Here is a 16,953-nt window from a genome sequence, read left to right as displayed (position 1 = left end):
TCATCGCCGCGTCATATGGCGGCGTTACAGTCGCGTCCTTTGAATCTTTCCGAGGGCGGTAATGAAAACAAATTGGGTCATGCTGGCGGCGCTGGCAAGTGCGGGTCTCGTCGGTTGCAACGGCAGTTCGAATACGGCGCCAGCCATTCCCGAGGGCACGACGGTCACCGTGGCATTGCTGGAAACGACCGATATCCACTCGAACGTCTTGAGCTACAACTATTACGCGCTGGCCGAAGACACGAGCCTGGGCCTGGAGCGCACGTCGACCCTGATCCAGGCGGCGCGCGCGGAAAATCCGAACAATGTGCTGCTCGACGATGGCGACGTCATCCAGGGCACCTTGCTGGCCGACCTGCAGGCCGTGGCCGCGCCCGTTCCTTGCAGCAGCACGCTAGCCGTGCACAAGGCCATGAACGCGCTGAAATACGATGCGGGCGGCATGGGCAACCATGAATTCAACTATGGCTTGCCCTACCTGAGCCAGATCACCAACACGGATTTCGGCATACCGGGCGTGGCCAAGCCCACGGGCACCTGCGGCGCGCCCGCCTTCCCTTCCGTGCTGAGCAATGTCGTCGGCGTGAGCAGCGGCAAGCCCATCTTCCAGCCCTACGCCCTGCTGCGCCGCGATTTCGCCGCCACGGCGCCCGACGGCAGCAAGCTGACCGTGAAAATCAATGTGGGCGTGCTGAGCTTTGTGCCGCCGCAAATCCTCGAATGGGACCAGAAAGTGCTCGCCGGCAAAGTCAGCGTGACGGGCGTGCAGGAAGCGGCGAAACAGTATGTGCCGGAATTGCGCAACAAGGGCGCCGACCTCGTCGTGGCCCTGTCCCATGGCGGCCTGGACACCAGCGCCTACAGCCCGAAGATGGAAAACGGCAGCTATCACTTGACCAGCACGGGCATCGACGCGCTGATGATCGGCCACTCGCATTTGATCTTCCCGAAAGGCAAAGAGTCGGGCGCGGCCGCGCTGGACGCCTCGTTTGCCGCCTTCCCCGCCAGCGCGAAGATCGACGCCGTCAACGGCTTTGTGAACGGCGTGCCCACCGTCATGGCGCAAAGCTGGGGCCGCCGTCTGGGCATCATCAAGCTGACGATGGTCTATCAGGGCGGCAAGTGGGTGGTGCAGCCGGCCAAGACGACGGTGGAATCGCGCGGCTTCAAGTACACGGACGGCACGACCCTCGTGAAAGCCGACCCGGCCATCGCCCCGCTGGTAGCCACCGAGCATGCGGCCACCATCGCCTACGCCAAGCAGCCGCTGGGCATCAGCACGGATTTCGAGATGTCGGCCTACTTCGCGCTGGTGGGCGACGTCAGCGCCATCCAGCTGGTCAACCAGGCACAGCTCGATTACGTGAAGAACTTCATCGCCACCAGCACGGATGCGACCTTGTCCAGCTACAAGAATATCCCCGTCATCTCGTGCAGCGCGCCATTCAAGGCGGGCCGCAACGGGCCGTCGGACTTCACGGACGTGGCCGCGGGCGCGACGCCCGCCGCGCCGGTTGGCTTGCAGGTGCGCAATCCGGGCGACCTGTATTTATATAGCAATAACAACTTGCAAGCCGTGAAGATCAAGGGCGCGGACTTGAAGGCCTGGCTGGAAACGTCGGCCAGGCAATTCGCCCAGATCGACCCGAGCGCCACGGCGGAGCAGGACCTGGTGCCGTCGTATGGCACGATCTACAACTATGACGTGTTCTACGCGGAAAACAATGCCCTCACGTATCAGATCGACGTGACGAAAAAACCGGGCAGCCGCATCGTCAACCTCACGTACAAGGGCGCGCCCGTGGCCGATGGCGATGATTTCATCGTCGCCACCAACGATTACCGCGCCGGCGGCGGCGGTGCCGTGCCGGGCATTGACGGCAGCAAGACCATCATCAAGTCGCCCGATGCGAACCAGGCCGTGGTCAGCAACTACCTGGCGTCGCTCAGCACCAAGGGCGGCAAGGTGACCCTGGCGGCCAATGGCAGCGCGCGCAGCTGGAGCTTCGTCAAGACGGCCACGGCCGGCCCCGTCATCCTGCGCTCGGCGCCGGGCCACCTGGCATTGGCGCAGGGCAGCGGCATCGCCAGCGTGGCGGCCGAAGGCGGACTCGACGCCAGCGGTTTCGCCAAGTACCGCATCGACCTGAGCAAATAAGGTCCATGGGCCGGGACTGCGGCAGTTCCGGCCTGTTTTGATGAAAGGTCATCCAGATGAAACACGCACTCTCCCTTCCCGCCGTCGTGCTGGCTACCGTCCTGGCCGCCTGCCAGTCGTCGCCACCACCCACGGCGGCGGAAATCGAAGCCGTGGCCATGCTCGCGCGCCAGGCGGGCGACCACCAGGCCGAACGCAAGGTACGCAGCTGGGCCGGCAAGGACATGCCCGTCGCCGAGCGCGAACTGGCGCTGATTTACCAGCCCCGCCCCGAGCGCCGCGCCGAGACGCTGAGTCTGTTCGAACAGGCGGCCCGCGCCGGCGACACGGAAGCGGCGTTCGAGCTGGGCCAGATGCTGCGCGCGGCCACGCCGGCCCAAGCGTGGCTGTGGTACCGGCAAGCGGCGCAGCAAGGCCATGCGAAGGCGGCCCTGATGCTGGGCTTGCTGGCGGCGAATGGCGAAGGCGTGCCGCAAGATCCCGTCATAGCGGCGCACTGGCTGGCCAAGTCCAGCGAACTGGGCAATCCACACGCCATGTTCCTGCTGTACAACGCCTACCGCGAAGGCCGCGGCGTGCCGCGCGACCTGGCCAAGGGCCGTGAATTGCTGGAAGAAGCGGCCCACCACGAATACCCGCCCGCCCTCCAGGAACTGGCCATGACGCTGCAGGCGGACGACGCCCTGCGCGCCGGCCACCTGATGAAGGAAGCGACGGAGCACCGGCATAACAACTGGAACAAGTTTTAAGAACTGGGCAAAAGGCCAGTGGCGTGATCGTCGCCTGCCTTTATATACTGGCAACTTGCAAGCGTGCGGGAGCGCAAGCCATTCAGCGCTTATGATACAAGTGCACCGCCTGAGCTTGCCCAGGCGGCGTGACATGCCGCCCTGCAAGAAAAGGTTTACACTAATTTGCATTTTAGAAATTTTACTCTGGACCAGCCCCGGTGAGTGTGCATTCAACCCAGCCAGTGTTTGAGTAGCGCCGGTGCGTCCATTGCTCTGCCTAGCCATGAAAGAAAGAGTCCAATGAAAAAGCTGACCACCGCCTTTGGCGCGCCTGTCGTCGACAACCAGAACATCCAGACGGCCGGCCCCCGCGGCCCCGCCCTGTTGCAAGATGTCTGGTTCCTGGAAAAGCTGGCCCACTTCGACCGCGAAGTCATTCCTGAGCGCCGCATGCATGCCAAGGGATCGGGCGCGCACGGCACGTTTACCGTCACGCACGACATCACGCGCTACACGCGGGCCAAGATTTTTGGCGCGGTGGGCAAGCAAACGCCGATGTTCGCGCGCTTTTCCACGGTGGCCGGCGAACGGGGTGCGGCCGATGCGGAACGCGATATCCGCGGCTTCGCCCTGAAGTTTTATACGGAAGAAGGCAACTGGGACCTGGTCGGCAACAACACGCCCGTGTTTTTCATGCGCGACCCATTGAAATTTCCCGATCTGAACCATGCTATCAAGCGCGACCCGCGCACGGGCTTGCGCAGCGCCAACAGCAACTGGGATTTCTGGACTTCGCTGCCCGAAGCGCTGCACCAGGTCACGGTGGTGATGAGCGACCGGGGCTTGCCGCGCAGTTTCCGCCACATGCACGGCTTCGGCAGCCATACCTTCAGCTTCCTGAATGCGCAAAACGAGCGATTCTGGGTCAAGTTCACCTTTAAAACCCAGCAAGGCATACAAAACCTGACCGACGCGCAAGCCGAGGAACTGGTCGGCAAGGACCGCGAAAGCTCGCACCGCGACCTGTATGAAAGCATCGAAAACAAGGATTTCCCCCGCTGGACCCTGTACGTGCAGATCATGCCGGAGAAAGAGGCAGGCACGTATCACCTCAACCCCTTCGACCTGTCGAAAGTGTGGCCGCACGGCGACTATCCGCTGATCGAGGTGGGAGTGCTGGAACTGAACCGCAATGCCGACAACCATTTCGCGGAAGTGGAACAGGCGGCCTTCAACCCGGCCAACGTGGTGCCCGGCATCAGCTTTTCGCCGGACAAGATGCTGCAAGGCCGCCTGTTTTCGTATGGCGACGCGCAGCGCTACCGCCTCGGCGTCAACCACAGCCATATCCCTGTCAACGCGCCGAAATGCCCGTTCCACAGCTACCACCGCGACGGCCAGATGCGCGTCGATGGCAACCAGGGGGGAACGTTGGGCTATGAGCCGAACAGCGAGCAGGAATGGGCCGAGCAGCCCGACTTCCGCGAACCGCCATTGAGCATCGAAGGCGCGGCCGACCACTGGAACCACAGGGTCGACGAGGATTACTATTCGCAGCCGCGCGCCCTGTTCCAGCTGATGACGCCGGCGCAGCAGCAAGCCTTGTTCGACAACACGGCGCGCGCCATCTCGGGCGCCTCGGAGCAAGTCAAGCAACGCCACATCGGCAACTGCACGCTGTGCGACCCCGCCTATGGCGCGGGCGTGGCCGAAGCGATCAGCCGCCTGAGCAAGTAAGGCAGGCGGAAAGGAACCCGGAAGGCCTGGCAACAGGCCTTCCGCCGCAACGATCCGCGGCCAGGCGGCCAGGCCTGCCTACCAGCGCCGGATATCGATCTGGCCAGTGACGCTCGTTTCCACCGGATAGCCCTCGACCTGCGACGGCACGCGCCGCTTGACGGACGAGTCGCGCAAATACACGACGAGCGCGTCCTTGCCCACGGCCGTGTGTCCCACGCTGACGCCTTCCACGCCGTCGATGGCCATCAGCGCCCGCTCGTTGCGCCGCTTTGCCGCTTCCAGGCGGCCGTGGGGCGCGGCCGGGGTGTACTGCCCCATGCCCTGTCCAGGAATTTCATCCGGTAAGTACGGCATGGCAGCGTCTTCGAAGACGGCATATGGCGATGGTACGAATTTACTGTTTGACATGACAACCCTCCTGAGGCATTCCATGATACACCCGGCCATCCGGCGCTGCAGCGCCGTTCGCCGGGCACAACCATGCATGGCTGCGGCCTCTCATACAATCATCATCGTGCAAAAAGCAGCGTTATGCAAGGCGGCATCTGGCAGCGTACTCAGGTGTACAAATTGATGTCGAGCGCCGCCACCACGCGCCGCATCTGGTTGGCAAACGTGATGTTGTTACCGCCCGCAAACAGCAAGCCGACGGGATTGCGCTGCTGGTTCCAGGTCCAGATGGACGAACCGGAATCGCCGCCCGCGCTGAACGCCCCGCTCACGCCCGTGATGGCGATCTGGTCCTGGAACAGCGCGATCCTGCCGCCGCCGTAATTGACGTTGATGGTGGCGCCCAGGCCCGTGATGCGGCCCTGCGTCAATTGCGTCGTGCGGCCGGACTTGCCGACCATCATGCCCAACGCGGGGGCCACCAGCGCATTGCTGATACGGAAGTAGGCGGGCACGCCTCCGCTCAGGTAGACCAGTTCGGACCGCACGCGGTCCGGCCAGGCCCAGCCGGTGGCGCAATCGACGTAATTGACGCCGCTGCTGAAATTGATGGGCACGAAACGCTCGAGCACGGCCACCTGGTCTTGCGGACAACGTCCCCCGTCGATGGGACCAGGCTGCACGATGCAGTCGTTGAACACGCCGCCGTTGGAATTGGCCAGCACGTGATTATTGCTCAGGATCATCAAGCGGCCGCTGCGCGGCGCGCTGCGCCCCACGGCCAGGCAGCCGATGGTGCCGGCCGTGATGCGGAAATGCCCGACCGACACGCCGCCCGGCGCCGGGCGCAAGCGGAAACGGTGCGGTTGCGCATCGATCACGCCCGTGACGACGATATTCACGGGGACATTGTCGCTGGCCACGGCGCGCACGCCCATGGCCCCCACGATGGCGGCCTTGGCGCGGTCGACGGAGGTGGGTTCGGCCACGTACAGGGTCAGGGCCGGCAAGCCCGGCTCGCCGGACGAGCTGTCGCTGGCGCCCTCGCCCAGGCCGATGGACACGCCCTGGATATTGCCGCCGTCGCTGAAGGCGTCGGCCGCGCGCACGCCGCCCGCCTGGGAAATACCCTGGCGCATGCCGTCTTCGATGCTGCGCTTGATTTCCAGCAATTCCATGCTGACGCCGCTCAGGGCGTCGGGTACCTCCGAGACGGACGCGCTCTCGATCGTATTGTCGTCTTCGCCGGGGGCGGCAAACTGACCGACGGCCTCTTCATCGTCCGCGCTTTGTCCCCTGCCGCTGCCGCCAGGCGGGGCGCTGAAACCATTCTCGTTACCTATCATTATGTTCTCCTCGTGGATCGTCGCAAGACCAGTGTGGACGTGCCGCGCAGGCCAGTATTGATCTGGATTGAACCGCGCTGACGCATGGCTGCCCTGTCTCAATGGGCGCGGCGAGGATAAAAATAGTTCCCTCGTCAAGGTTGAGCGAGATCAGTCGTGCGGGCAGAGGCAGCGTCGTATACTTGACTGGCAGGCTGGAACTGGGCCTGCACACGGCAGCAACGGTATGGATGGGGAAATAATGACGATTCCTGGTAGGCCACACCAATCCGATGACGACGCGCCTGCGGGCGAGCAAGGCCAGCATGCGGGTTTCGTGCACGGCATGGCGGCCTGGGCGGAAAAACACCGCATCAGTCCCTGGCGTGGCAGTTTTGCCGACTTCATGGAACAAATCCTGCCCGGCCGCGCCGGCCTGCTGACGCGCAGCGCGCACCAGTATCTGTGGGACATGATGCGCTGGAACGGCCAGACCGACGACAGCGGGCGCTTCCGCTGCCGCCTGTTCGACGACGAGCTGTTCGGCATCGACGAGGCGATCGACCGGGTCGCCGCCTACTTCAAGGCGGCCGCCGCCGGCTCCGAAGTGGGCCGGCGCATGCTGTTGCTGCTGGGCCCGCCATCGGGCGGCAAGTCGACCATGGTGATCCTGCTCAAGCGGGGGCTGGAAGAATACAGCCACAGCAGCGAAGGCGCGCTATATGGCATCGCCGGCTGTCCCGTGCACGAATCGCCGCTGCATCTGGTGCCGCACAGCATGCGCGCCGACTTTCGCGCCAGCTATGATGCCGAACTGCACGGCGAACTGTGTCCCCATTGCCGCGCCCGCCTGGAAGAACAGTACGGGGGCGACTTCCTGCGCATGCCCGTCGAGCGCATCCACCTGTCCGAGGCGGGCCGCTGCGGCATCGGCACGTATGCGCCGCACGATCCCACGACGGCCGACCTGGCCGACCTCGTGGGCTCCGTCGACCTGTCGAAAGTGGCGCAGTACGGCGACGAAGGCGATCCGCGCGCCTGGTCCTGGTCCGGCGCCGTGTATGCGGCCAGCCGCGGCATGCTGGAAATGATCGAAATCCTCAAGGTCAAGCGGGAATTTCTCTACCTGCTGCTGACCCTGACGCAGGAAAAGAATGTCAAGGTATCGCGCTTCCCCTTGATTTACCTCGATGAAACCATCGTCGCGCACACGAATCTGGCGGAATTTCGCAAGTTCATGCAAGAAAGCGAAAACGAGGCGCTGCTCGACCGCATGGTCATCGTGCAAGTGCCGTACACGCTCAATTACCGCGAAGAAGCGCGCATTTACCGCAAGTTGATCCAGGCGGCAGCGCCCGCCTTCCGCGACGTGCACCTCGATCCGCACGTGCTGCATGCGGCGGCCGTGTTCGCCATCCTGAGCCGCTTGCCCGAGGGCGACGACAAGGAAGCGGAACTGGTCAAGAAACTGCGCGTGTACGCCAACGAAGACGTCGACGACTTGCAGCATGCCGACATCCGCCGCCTGCGCGAACGCGACAAGGCACCCGACGAAGGCCTGGCGGGCGTGTCGCCCCGTTTCGTCATCAATGCCCTGTCGCACGCCATCATTTCCGCCCAGCGCAACAGCCTGTCCACCATGGACGTGCTGCTGGCCCTGAAAGACGGCATCGAAAGCGATGCGCGCATCGAACCGCGGCGCAAGCGCAAGTGGGTCGATTACCTGGTACTCACGCGCAAGGATTTTTATAACCGCTGGGTCAAGGCCGACGTGCACAAGGCCCTGTTCGTGTCGTTCGAGCAAGAGGCGCAAGACTTGCTGAACAAATATCTCGATGAAGTCGAAGCCATGCTCGACAACCGCCAGATCCGCGACCCCATCACCAGCGAAGAACGCCGTCCCGACGAACGCTTCCTGCGTGCCGTGGAAGAAAAAATCCACATCAGCGACTCGGGCAAGCAGTCGTTCCGCCAAGAAGTGGTGCGCAAGGCCATGAGCGCCTTCAAGCGGGGCGAGGCGTTCGGCCTGGGCAGCCATGCGCAACTGCACGACGCCATCCAGCAATATCTGTTCGAACAGCGGCGCGACGTGCTGCGTCTGGTCGGCTCGGCCAAGCGCCCCGATGACGACGTGCGGGCCAGGATTTCCGCCGTCGAGCAGCGCCTGGTCGACGAATACGGCTACGACGCCCACAGCGCGCGCGAAGCGCTCAACTACGTGACCACCTTGCTGGCACAGGAATAGCCATGTCCGCCACGACCTCGCCAGGCAAAGGCAAGCAGGATGGTCCTGCGGGAGCCGCCGCGCCCGACCTGGCCCAGCCCTGGTACGGGCTGTTCTCGCGCGGCGCGCGCGACTGGCTGCGCCACAACCAGAAAGTGCGCGACGCCGTGCAGGCCCACTTGCCCGAGCTGATCGCCACGCCGGACCTGATCGGCGGACCGCAGCAGCGCACGGTGCAAGTGCCCCTGCGTCTGCTCGAACATGCGCGCTTCCGTCTGGCGCCCGCGCGCAACAGCGTGGGCGCGGGACAGGGCGACGGCCAGCCCGGCGATCTCCTGCGCGCGGCGCGCCCCGCCACGGACGGGGCCGGGGCGCAAGGCGAAGGCGGCAATGGCGAGGGCGCCGTGCGCCTGTTGCTGGAGTTTCCTATCGACGACATTCTCGACTGGCTGTGGGAGACCTTCGAGTTGCCGGACCTGAAACCGCGCCACCTGGGCGTCATCGACGAGGTGCGGCTCGTGCGTAGCGGACTGGACCGTCATGGCGCCCGTTCGCGGCTGGACCGCCGGCGCACCGTCAAGGAAGCCATCAAGCGGCGCGCCTTGCAGGCGCGGCCCGTGCCGTTCACCAATGACGACTTGCGTTACCGCCAGGTGCTGCTACAGCCACGGCCCAGCGCGAACGCCGTCGTGTTTTTCGTGCTCGACGTGTCGGCCAGCATGGCGCAGGCCGAGCGCAAGCTGGCCAAATCCTTCTTTTTCTTTGCCTTGCAGGGCTTGCGCCGCAGGTATGCGCGCGTGGAAACACGTTTTATCGCCCATACGACGCGGGCCTGGGAATTTTCCGAAGCCGAGTTCTTCCAGGTCAACGGCATGGGCGGCACCATGGCGTCCACCGCCTTTCGCCTGAGCCGCGAACTGCTGCAGGAACACTATGCGCCGGGCCGCTACAACGCCTACCTGTTCTATGCCTCCGATGGCGAGAATTTCAGCGAAGACCGGGCGGCGGCCAGCCTGGCCCTCGGTGAACTGACCGCCCTGCTCAACTACATGGGCTATGTGGAAACCGTGCCCGGCGTACCGCGCAGCCTGGAAACGGAAATGCACAGCCTGTGCGCCGAGCAGGAACGCCGGGGCTTGCCCCTGCACAGCAGCATCCTGAGCAGGAATGACGATATCTGGGCGGCCATCCGCACCTTTTTCCAGCACGAAGCGGCCGAGACGGAGGACGCGGCATGACGCGGCATGGCGCCCAGCATCATGGCGGCACGGCAAACATAGCCGGCCTGGACGCCTACGCGGCGCGCATCGAAGCGCTGGCGCGGAAACTGGGGCTGGAATTTGCCCCCGTCGAGTTCGAGCTGGTGCCGGACAGCTTCATGGCCGAGATCGCCATCTATGGCTTGCCCGTACGCATGCGCCACTGGTCGTTCGGCGTGCGCTACATCCACCAGCTCGTGCATCAAAAGATGGGCAACTCGCATATGTTCGAAGTCATGTTTCCCGGCGACCCATGCCATGCCTACATGGCCGAACACAATTCCGTGGCGGAAAACACCCTCGTCACAGCGCACGTGCTGGGCCACGCCGACTTTGCCAGCCGCAATGCCCTGTTCCTACGTTTCGGCGCCATGGCGGGCCAGCACATCCTGGAACAAAGCGCGGCGCGGGCGCAGCGTCTCGAACTGGCGCTGCAACGCCATGGGCAAGAGCAGGTGGAAGCCGTGCTCGACGCGGCACTGGCGCTCGAGCAGCACGTGGACGTGCACGCCGAACTGCACCGGCCGCCGTATGCGGCGGCAGCGGCGCCAGCCGGCGTGGCCGGCACGCAAGCCAGGGCCGGCGCGGAAGATCCTTTTGTACAACGCTACCGGCGCTTGCCCGGCGAAGCGGCCGCGCTGGCGGCGCACGAGGCGGCCCGGGCAAGGCTGGCGCAGCGCCCGCTCCTGCCGCCGCAGCCCGAATACGATTTACTCTGGTTTATCGCACAACATGGGCCGGAACTGGCGGACTGGGAGCGCGACATTTTCCTGGCCGTGCGCGAAGAGTCGTTTTATTTTTATCCCGTGTACGCCTGCCAGATCATGAACGAAGGCTGGGCCTCGTACTGGCATGCGCGGCTGCTGCGCGAAGCCGACTTCCTGCCGCCGGCCTTGTACCTGTCCGCCATCAAGTCCCATTCGGACGTCGTGCGCCCTTACGCGGGCGAGCACCAGCAGGCGCTGGCCGTCAATCCCTATCATTTGGGATTTTGCATGTGGGAACACATCATCGAGCGTGAAGGACTGGCGCGGGCGCGCCAGATTTGCCGCGACGACGACGACTGCAGTTTCATACGCAATTATCTGGACGGCGAACTGGCTGACCGCCTGGGCCTGTTCGTGCATGAAAGCCACCGCGATGGCGAAACGCGCCTGGCCAGCCGCGACTTGGCGGCCATCCGCGAAGCCATCCTGGCGCCCAAATACAACTATGGCGCGCCGTGCATCGCCGTCACGCTGCTCAACGACGACGGCAGCCTGGTGCTGCGCCACGATCACCAGCGCGATGGGCGCGGCCTCGACCTGGAGCGGGCGGAACAGGTGCTGGCGTACATCGCCCGCATCTGGCGCCGCCCCGTGACCCTGCATACGGCCGATTTCCGCGGCACGCCCCGGGTTTTGCGCAGCAAGGCCGATGGCGTGCCGGAGCCGCCCGCGCCGACGGCGTCAGCAACAACGCCGACAGCACCGCCCGTGCAACGCTAAAAGCCCGCCGATCAGACGGATATCGGAGTGTACCTGGCACAGCTTGTGCCTCCGACCACTTGGCGGGCCAGGTTCTCATGCGCGGCCTGCCTGCGCCACATACCAGGCGATGGTCTGCCGCAAGCCTTGCGCCAGATTGTGCGTGGGGACATAGCCGAGCAGGCGGCCCGCCTTGGCGATGTCCGCCTGCGAATGGCGCACGTCGCCGGCGCGAAACTCGCCGTAGTGCGGTGCCTGCGGCACGTGCTGCGGGCGGACGGCAAGCAGCATCTGCTGCATGGTGGCGTGCAATTGGGTCAGGCTGGTACGGGCGTTAACGGCCACGTTGTAGACCTGGTTGACGGCGGCCGGGTCGGTGCGCGTGGCGGCGAGGATATTGGCTTGCACGGCATTGTGCACGAAGCAGAAGTCGCGGCTGGTGGCGCCGTCGCCATGGATTCGCACGGCCTGATTGTCCAGCATGGCGGCGATCCAGCGGGGAATGACGGCCGCGTAGGCGCCCAGCGGGTCCTGGCGCGGACCGAAGACATTGAAGTAGCGCAAGCCCACCGTCTGCACGGCGTAACAGCGCGCGTACACCTGCGCGTACAGTTCGTTGACGTATTTGCTCAGGGCATACGGCGACAGGGGCGCGCCGATGTGCTGTTCCACTTTCGGCAAGGCCGGATGGTCGCCATACGTGGCGCTGGACGCGGCATACACGAAGCGCCGCACGCCCGCCTCGCGCGCGGCGGCCAGCATGTTCAGAAAGCCGCTGACATTGACGGCGTGGCACAGCAGCGGGTCTTCCAGCGAACGCGAGACGGAACCGAGCGCCGCCTGGTGCAGCACGTAGTCGACAGCGCCGCCCGTATCAGCCCGGCCGCGCCCGGCCAGGCTGCCGCCAGCGCCGCTGGCACCATCGGCCGCATCTGTCCCGCCGTCCGCCTCGCCATCGCCATTACCACCGCTGGCGGCCTGTACCGGCACGCCGCACGCGCGCGCGCACGCCTGCAGGTCGCGGATATCGCCTTCAACGAAGGTGAAGCGGCGCCACGCCTGCTCGCCCACGCTGGCGCGCACCTGTTCCAGGTTGTGGCGATGGCCCGTCATGAAGTTGTCGAGGCCGCGCACTTCCTGTCCAAGTTGCAGCAGGGTTTCCAGCAGGTGCGAACCGATGAAGCCGGCCACGCCCGTCACCAGCCAGCGGCGCGGCGTTTGCAGCAGTTGCGCGCAGGCTTGCGCGTACGCGCCGGCAGCCAGGCCGCCTTGCGCCGCGTTTGCGGCCCGTTCGAAGGCATCGGCCGCCATCACAGCCGCCACACGAGAAGGCCGCCGTCCTCCAGCGGACGGGGGTCGAAATGCGATTTGATGTCGATGAAGCAGCCGTTTTCCAGCACCTTGGCCTGGAAGTCGGCCAGCGGGCGGGCCAGCAGGGCCTGGTGCGAGACGGCGCTGATGATGGCCTCGGCCCGCGGCAGCTGTTCCCAGCTTTCCAAGGTCAAACCGTATTCTTCCAGCGCTTCGCGGCCATCGGCGACGGGGTCGTGCACGTGCACCTGCACGCCGTACGATTGCAGTTCATGGATCATGTCGACCACTTTCGAGTTGCGCAGGTCCGGGCAGTTTTCCTTGAAGGTCAGGCCCAGCACGTTGACGTGCGCCCCTTTCAATTTGAAGCCGGCGCGCACCATTTCCTTGATGGTCTTTTCCGCCACGAACTTGGCCATGCCGTCGTTGATGCGGCGCCCCGCCAGGATCACGTGCGGGTGGTAACCGAGCATTTCCGCCTTGTGCGTCAAATAGTATGGGTCGACGCCGATGCAGTGGCCGCCCACGAGGCCGGGACGAAATGGTAAAAAATTCCATTTCGTGCCGGCCGCCTGCAGCACTTCCAGGGTGTCGATGCCGATGCGGTCGAAGATGATGGCCAGCTCATTCATCAGCGCGATGTTCAGGTCGCGCTGCGTGTTTTCGATGACCTTGGCCGCCTCGGCCACCTTGATGCTCGACGCCCGGTGCACGCCCGCCCCGACCACGCCTTCGTACAGGGCGGCCACCTGGTCCAGTGTCGTGGCGTCATCGCCCGAGACCACTTTGCGGATGCTGTGCAGGGTGTGATCCCTGTCGCCGGGGTTGATGCGCTCGGGCGAAAAGCCCACATGAAAGTCTTCCTTCCAGCGCAGGCCCGAATGCTGTTCGAGGATGGGAATGCAGATGTCCTCGGTGGCGCCCGGATACACGGTCGATTCGTAGATGACGATGGCGCCGCGCCGCATGTGGCGCCCGACGGCCGCGCTGGCGCCGGCCAGGGCGGAAAAATCGGGATTGTGCGCGCTGTCGACGGGCGTGGGCACGGCCACGACGATGAAATCGGCCAGTTGCAGCTCGGCCGGGTCGCAGCCCACGCTCAGCCATTGCGCGGCCAGCAACTGTTCATGGCTGACTTCGCCCGTCGGGTCGATGTGGCGACGGTAGCTTTCCACCTTGCGCGCCGACAAGTCAAAGCCGATCGTGCGCTGGCGTGTGCCAAACGCCACGGCCAGCTGCAAGCCCACGTAGCCGAGTCCCACCACCGCCACCACGCCCGCCTTGCTATTGATATTGCTATTCACATTGCTGTCCATATGCATGTGCTCCGAATGGTTGCGGCCTGCGCATCACCGTCCGGGAAATTCTACGGTTGCCGGTCTGTCCATTCTTGAGCGAGAACAAGAAAACCGGGATGCCGGCAAGCATGCGCGCGGACAATCGGCGGCTTGTTGAGCGCAATCAAGGAGACCGGCTGCCATCTTTTTAAGCTAGGCCATGCCCATCGCCCATCGCCCATCGCGAATCGGCTAATCGTCCACGCACGCCGCTACCGGAGATTTCCATGGCCCTTTCCCTGTCCCGCCCTTTCCCTGGCCTGCCGGCCGCCGCGCTGTGCTGTGCCCTGCTGCTGCCCCTGCTGACGGCTTGCCACGGCACGCAGAGCAGCGAAAGCCTGCTGGCCGACGCGCAGCAGTACCGGCAGAAAGGCGAAGCGCGGGCCGCCATCATCCAGTTGAAAAACCTGCTGCAGAAGGAACCGGACAATGCGGCCGCGCGCTTGCTGCTGGGCAGCATCTATATCGACACGGGTGAAGCGCTGTCGGCCGAGAAAGAATTGCGCAAGGCAAAATCGCTGGGCCTGGCGCCGCAGCAAGTGATGCCACTGCTGGGCAAGACCTGGCTGATGCTGGGCCAGTTCGACAAGGTGCTGGCCGAGATCCCCGACGATGCGGCGCAGCCCGCCAGCGTGCTGTCCCTGCGCGGCGACGCCTTGCTGGCCCTGGGCCGCCAGGACGAGGCGCGCGCCCTGTTTGCGCGCCTGCTCGAAGCCCATCCCGACCAGGTCGAGGCCCTGCTGGGACTGGCGCGGCTGTCGGCGCTGGAGCAGCAGGTACCGGCGGCCGAACTGCTGCTGGCGCAAGCCCTGAAAAGCGCGCCCGCCAACCTCGACGCCTTGCGCCTGCAGGGCGACCTGCTACGCCTGCAAGGCAAGAACGGCGCGGCGCGGCAAGCCTATATGCAGATCCTCAAAATCAAACCGGACAATACCCAGGCGCACATCGACCTGGCCAACCTCGACATCATCGACAACCGCTATCCGGAAGCGGCGGCCCAGCTGGCCACGGCGCGCAAGACGGCGCCCAACAGCCTGGGTCTGCTGCAGGCACAGGCCTTGCTCGATTTTCGCCAGGGCAAGAACAAGGCGGCCTTGCAGGGCTTGCAGCTGGTGCTCAAGGCGGCGCCCGATCACATGCCGTCCATCCTGCTGGCCGGCGCCGTGCAACTGGCGCTCGGTTCGCCGCAACTGGCGGAAAGCTATCTGCGCCGCTTCCTGACCGTGTATCCCCAGCACCTGTACGCCGTCAAGATGATGGCCTCGATCGAACTGATGCGCGGCAAGACCGACGCCGCCATCGGCTTGCTGCAACCGATGCTGACCGCCTTCCCCGACGACGTGGAATTGCTGTCGCTGGCCGGCGAAGTCCACTTGCGCGCGCGCCAGTACGACAAGGCGACGGCATATTTCGAAAAAGCCAGCACCCTGGCGCCGGACACGGCCAGACTGCATGCGGCCTTGGGCATCAGCCGCCTGGGCATGGGCGAGAACAGCCGCGCCATCAATGAACTGGAACGCGCCAGCATGCTCGACAAGAGTACGCCGCAGGCGGGCAGCATGCTGGTGATGACCTTGCTGCGCAACAAGCAGAACGACAAGGCCCTGGCCAGCGTCAAGATGATGGAACAGCAGCAGAAAGGCACGAATCCCCTGCTGCTGAACCTGAAAGGCGGCGTCTACCTGGCCCTGCGCGATCTGCCCGCCGCGCGCGCCAGTTTCGAGCAAGCATTGAGCATGGACCCCGTGTACTTGCCTGCCCTGAACAACCTGGCGCAGATCGACCTGGCCGAGAAAAAGCCGGAGCAGGCGAAACAGCGCTTCGAGAAGGCGCTGGCGAAGGCGCCGAAAAATGCCGACCTGTGCGCGGCGCTGGCCAAGCTGGCCGCATCGCAGGGCAAGACGGACGAGGCGCGGCGCTGGCTCGAGCGGAGCCACCGCGACAATCCCGACGCCGTCACGCCGGCCCTGCTATTAAGTAATTTTTACCTGAAGACGGGCGCGCCCGACAAGGCGCTGGAACTGGCGCGCACCTTGCAGACGGGCCATCCGGGCGACGCCGATGCGCTGGCCCTGCGCGCCCAGGTCGAGTACAGCGCGGGCCAGGCGCCGGCCGCGCTCAACAGCTACAACAAGCTGGCCAGCCTGCAAACGACGTCCGCTCCCTTGCAGATGCGCATCGCCAGCCTGCACCTGGCGCTGGGCGACCATCATAACGCGCTGCAAGCCGTCAAGCGGGCGCGGGCGCTTGACCCGACCCTGCTCGAAGCGCGCGTGGTCGAAGTGGCCCTGCTGTTGAACCTGAACCGCCAGCGCGAGGCGCTGGCCGTGGCGCGGCAAGTGCAGGAACAGCAGCCGAAGCTGGCGGCCGGCTACAAGCTCGAAGGCGACGTGCTGATGGAGCAAAAGCTGCCGCAGCAAGCCGTCAAGCTGTACCAGCACGCGTTCGACATCAGCCCCATCGGCCCCTTGCAGGTGCAGCTGTACCGCGCCTTGCAGGCGTCGGGCCAGACGCGCGAAGCCGATGCGCGCATGGCCACCTGGCTCAAGGAGCATCCGGAAGACTTGCCGACGCGCACGTACCTGGCGGGCACGTACCTGGCGGCCAAACAATACCGCGCCGCCATCGAGCACTTCCAGTATGTCGTCGCCAAGGACACGGGCAATGTCGTGGCGCTGAACGACCTGGCCTGGGCGTATCAGCAGGAAAAAGATCCGCGCGCGCAAGCGACGGCCGAGCAGGCGCTCAAGCTGGCGCCCGACAATCCCGCCGTGCTCGACACCCTGGGCTGGATCGTGCTGCAGCAAGGCGACGTCAAGCGCGCCACGGCTCTGCTGCGCCAGGCGGCGGGGCTGGCGCCGAAGTCGCCCGAAGTGCAGTACCACCTGGGCGCGGCCCTGGCGAAATCAGGGGACAAGGGCGGTGCGCGCAAGCAACTGGAACAATTGCTTGCCGCCAACAAGGACTTTCCGCAGCGGGCCGAGGCACAGGCCTTGCTGACCCAGCTGTAGG

11 protein-coding genes are annotated in these 16,953 nt (G+C 65.0%); 7 read left to right on the top strand and 4 right to left on the bottom strand.

Annotated elements, in window-relative coordinates; translation table 11 throughout:
• The first annotated feature begins 61 nt into the window (after nt 1–61).
• The 3 genes from CSQ95_RS03075 to CSQ95_RS03065 all read left to right on the top strand — a co-directional run bounded on the left by CSQ95_RS03075 (nt 62) and on the right by CSQ95_RS03065 (nt 4,626).
• Nucleotides 62–2,158 (top strand): bifunctional 2',3'-cyclic-nucleotide 2'-phosphodiesterase/3'-nucleotidase, encoded by a 2,097-nt coding sequence (locus CSQ95_RS03075; protein WP_099408433.1) that lies wholly within the window; start codon nt 62–64, stop codon nt 2,156–2,158.
• A gap of 56 nt (nt 2,159–2,214) precedes the next feature.
• Nucleotides 2,215–2,907 (top strand): tetratricopeptide repeat protein, encoded by a 693-nt coding sequence (locus CSQ95_RS03070; RefSeq protein ID WP_099408432.1) that lies wholly within the window; start codon nt 2,215–2,217, stop codon nt 2,905–2,907.
• Nucleotides 2,908–3,189: 282 nt separating this feature from the next.
• The gene (locus CSQ95_RS03065) at nt 3,190–4,626 is read left to right on the top strand and encodes a catalase (protein ID WP_099408431.1); all 1,437 of its coding nucleotides are present in this window, start codon (nt 3,190–3,192) and stop codon (nt 4,624–4,626) included.
• A 78-nt stretch (nt 4,627–4,704) separates the two neighbouring features.
• On the opposite strand, the gene CSQ95_RS03060 is transcribed toward CSQ95_RS03065, so the two are convergent.
• Both CSQ95_RS03060 and CSQ95_RS03055 read right to left on the bottom strand, forming a co-directional pair.
• Nucleotides 4,705–5,037 (bottom strand): hypothetical protein, encoded by a 333-nt coding sequence (locus CSQ95_RS03060; protein WP_099408430.1) that lies wholly within the window; start codon nt 5,035–5,037, stop codon nt 4,705–4,707.
• Nucleotides 5,038–5,186: 149 nt separating this feature from the next.
• The gene (locus CSQ95_RS03055; RefSeq protein WP_099408429.1) at nt 5,187–6,365 is read right to left on the bottom strand and encodes a hypothetical protein; all 1,179 of its coding nucleotides are present in this window, start codon (nt 6,363–6,365) and stop codon (nt 5,187–5,189) included.
• A 241-nt stretch (nt 6,366–6,606) separates the two neighbouring features.
• Here CSQ95_RS03055 and CSQ95_RS03050 point away from each other — a divergent pair, with 241 nt between their 5' ends.
• Genes CSQ95_RS03050 through CSQ95_RS03040 form a run of 3 tightly spaced genes read left to right on the top strand, consistent with a single transcriptional unit; the run spans nt 6,607 to nt 11,314 of the window.
• Nucleotides 6,607–8,589 (top strand): serine protein kinase, encoded by a 1,983-nt coding sequence (locus tag CSQ95_RS03050; protein WP_099408428.1) that lies wholly within the window; start codon nt 6,607–6,609, stop codon nt 8,587–8,589.
• Nucleotides 8,590–8,591: 2 nt separating this feature from the next.
• A complete protein-coding gene (locus tag CSQ95_RS03045; protein WP_099408427.1) occupies nt 8,592–9,806 on the top strand; it encodes a DUF444 family protein in 1,215 nt (404 codons plus the stop codon).
• Nucleotides 9,803–11,314, top strand: a complete 1,512-nt coding sequence (locus tag CSQ95_RS03040; RefSeq protein WP_099408426.1) for a SpoVR family protein — start codon at nt 9,803–9,805, stop codon at nt 11,312–11,314. The genes CSQ95_RS03045 and CSQ95_RS03040 overlap by 4 nt, the downstream gene beginning before the upstream one ends.
• A 75-nt stretch (nt 11,315–11,389) precedes the next feature.
• Here the strand turns inward: CSQ95_RS03040 and CSQ95_RS03035 are convergent, their stop codons facing one another.
• Together CSQ95_RS03035 and CSQ95_RS03030 are read right to left on the bottom strand one after the other, a co-directional pair.
• Nucleotides 11,390–12,604 carry an SDR family oxidoreductase gene (locus tag CSQ95_RS03035; protein ID WP_099408425.1) on the bottom strand — a complete coding sequence of 405 codons (1,215 nt, stop codon included), beginning with the start codon at nt 12,602–12,604 and terminating at the stop codon, nt 11,390–11,392.
• Nucleotides 12,604–13,908 (bottom strand): nucleotide sugar dehydrogenase, encoded by a 1,305-nt coding sequence (locus CSQ95_RS03030; RefSeq protein ID WP_373631189.1) that lies wholly within the window; start codon nt 13,906–13,908, stop codon nt 12,604–12,606. The genes CSQ95_RS03035 and CSQ95_RS03030 overlap by 1 nt, the downstream gene beginning before the upstream one ends.
• 260 nt (nt 13,909–14,168) lie before the next feature.
• Between CSQ95_RS03030 and prsT the strand changes: the two genes are divergently transcribed.
• Nucleotides 14,169–16,952: an XrtA/PEP-CTERM system TPR-repeat protein PrsT gene (gene prsT, locus CSQ95_RS03025; protein ID WP_099408423.1), complete on the top strand. Its 2,784-nt coding sequence runs from the start codon at nt 14,169–14,171 to the stop codon at nt 16,950–16,952.
• Nucleotide 16,953: the final 1 nt, after the last annotated feature.

This window comes from Janthinobacterium sp. BJB304, from assembly GCF_002735765.1.
GTDB lineage: Bacteria > Pseudomonadota > Gammaproteobacteria > Burkholderiales > Burkholderiaceae_D > Janthinobacterium.
The sequence above is the reverse complement of the archived record's forward strand: the minus strand, read 5'-3'. Positions and strand labels throughout refer to the sequence as shown.

Coding starts and splice junctions, on each gene's coding strand:
- CSQ95_RS03075 (WP_099408433.1), top strand. CDS start 62: ATGAAAACAAATTGGGTCATGCTGGCGGCGCTGGCAAGTGCGGGTCTC.
- CSQ95_RS03055 (WP_099408429.1), bottom strand. CDS start 6,365: ATGATAGGTAACGAGAATGGTTTCAGCGCCCCGCCTGGCGGCAGCGGC.
- CSQ95_RS03065 (WP_099408431.1), top strand. CDS start 3,190: ATGAAAAAGCTGACCACCGCCTTTGGCGCGCCTGTCGTCGACAACCAG.
- CSQ95_RS03050 (WP_099408428.1), top strand. CDS start 6,607: ATGACGATTCCTGGTAGGCCACACCAATCCGATGACGACGCGCCTGCG.
- CSQ95_RS03040 (WP_099408426.1), top strand. CDS start 9,803: ATGACGCGGCATGGCGCCCAGCATCATGGCGGCACGGCAAACATAGCC.
- CSQ95_RS03070 (WP_099408432.1), top strand. CDS start 2,215: ATGAAACACGCACTCTCCCTTCCCGCCGTCGTGCTGGCTACCGTCCTG.
- CSQ95_RS03035 (WP_099408425.1), bottom strand. CDS start 12,604: ATGGCGGCCGATGCCTTCGAACGGGCCGCAAACGCGGCGCAAGGCGGC.
- CSQ95_RS03060 (WP_099408430.1), bottom strand. CDS start 5,037: ATGTCAAACAGTAAATTCGTACCATCGCCATATGCCGTCTTCGAAGAC.
- CSQ95_RS03045 (WP_099408427.1), top strand. CDS start 8,592: ATGTCCGCCACGACCTCGCCAGGCAAAGGCAAGCAGGATGGTCCTGCG.
- prsT (WP_099408423.1), top strand. CDS start 14,169: ATGGCCCTTTCCCTGTCCCGCCCTTTCCCTGGCCTGCCGGCCGCCGCG.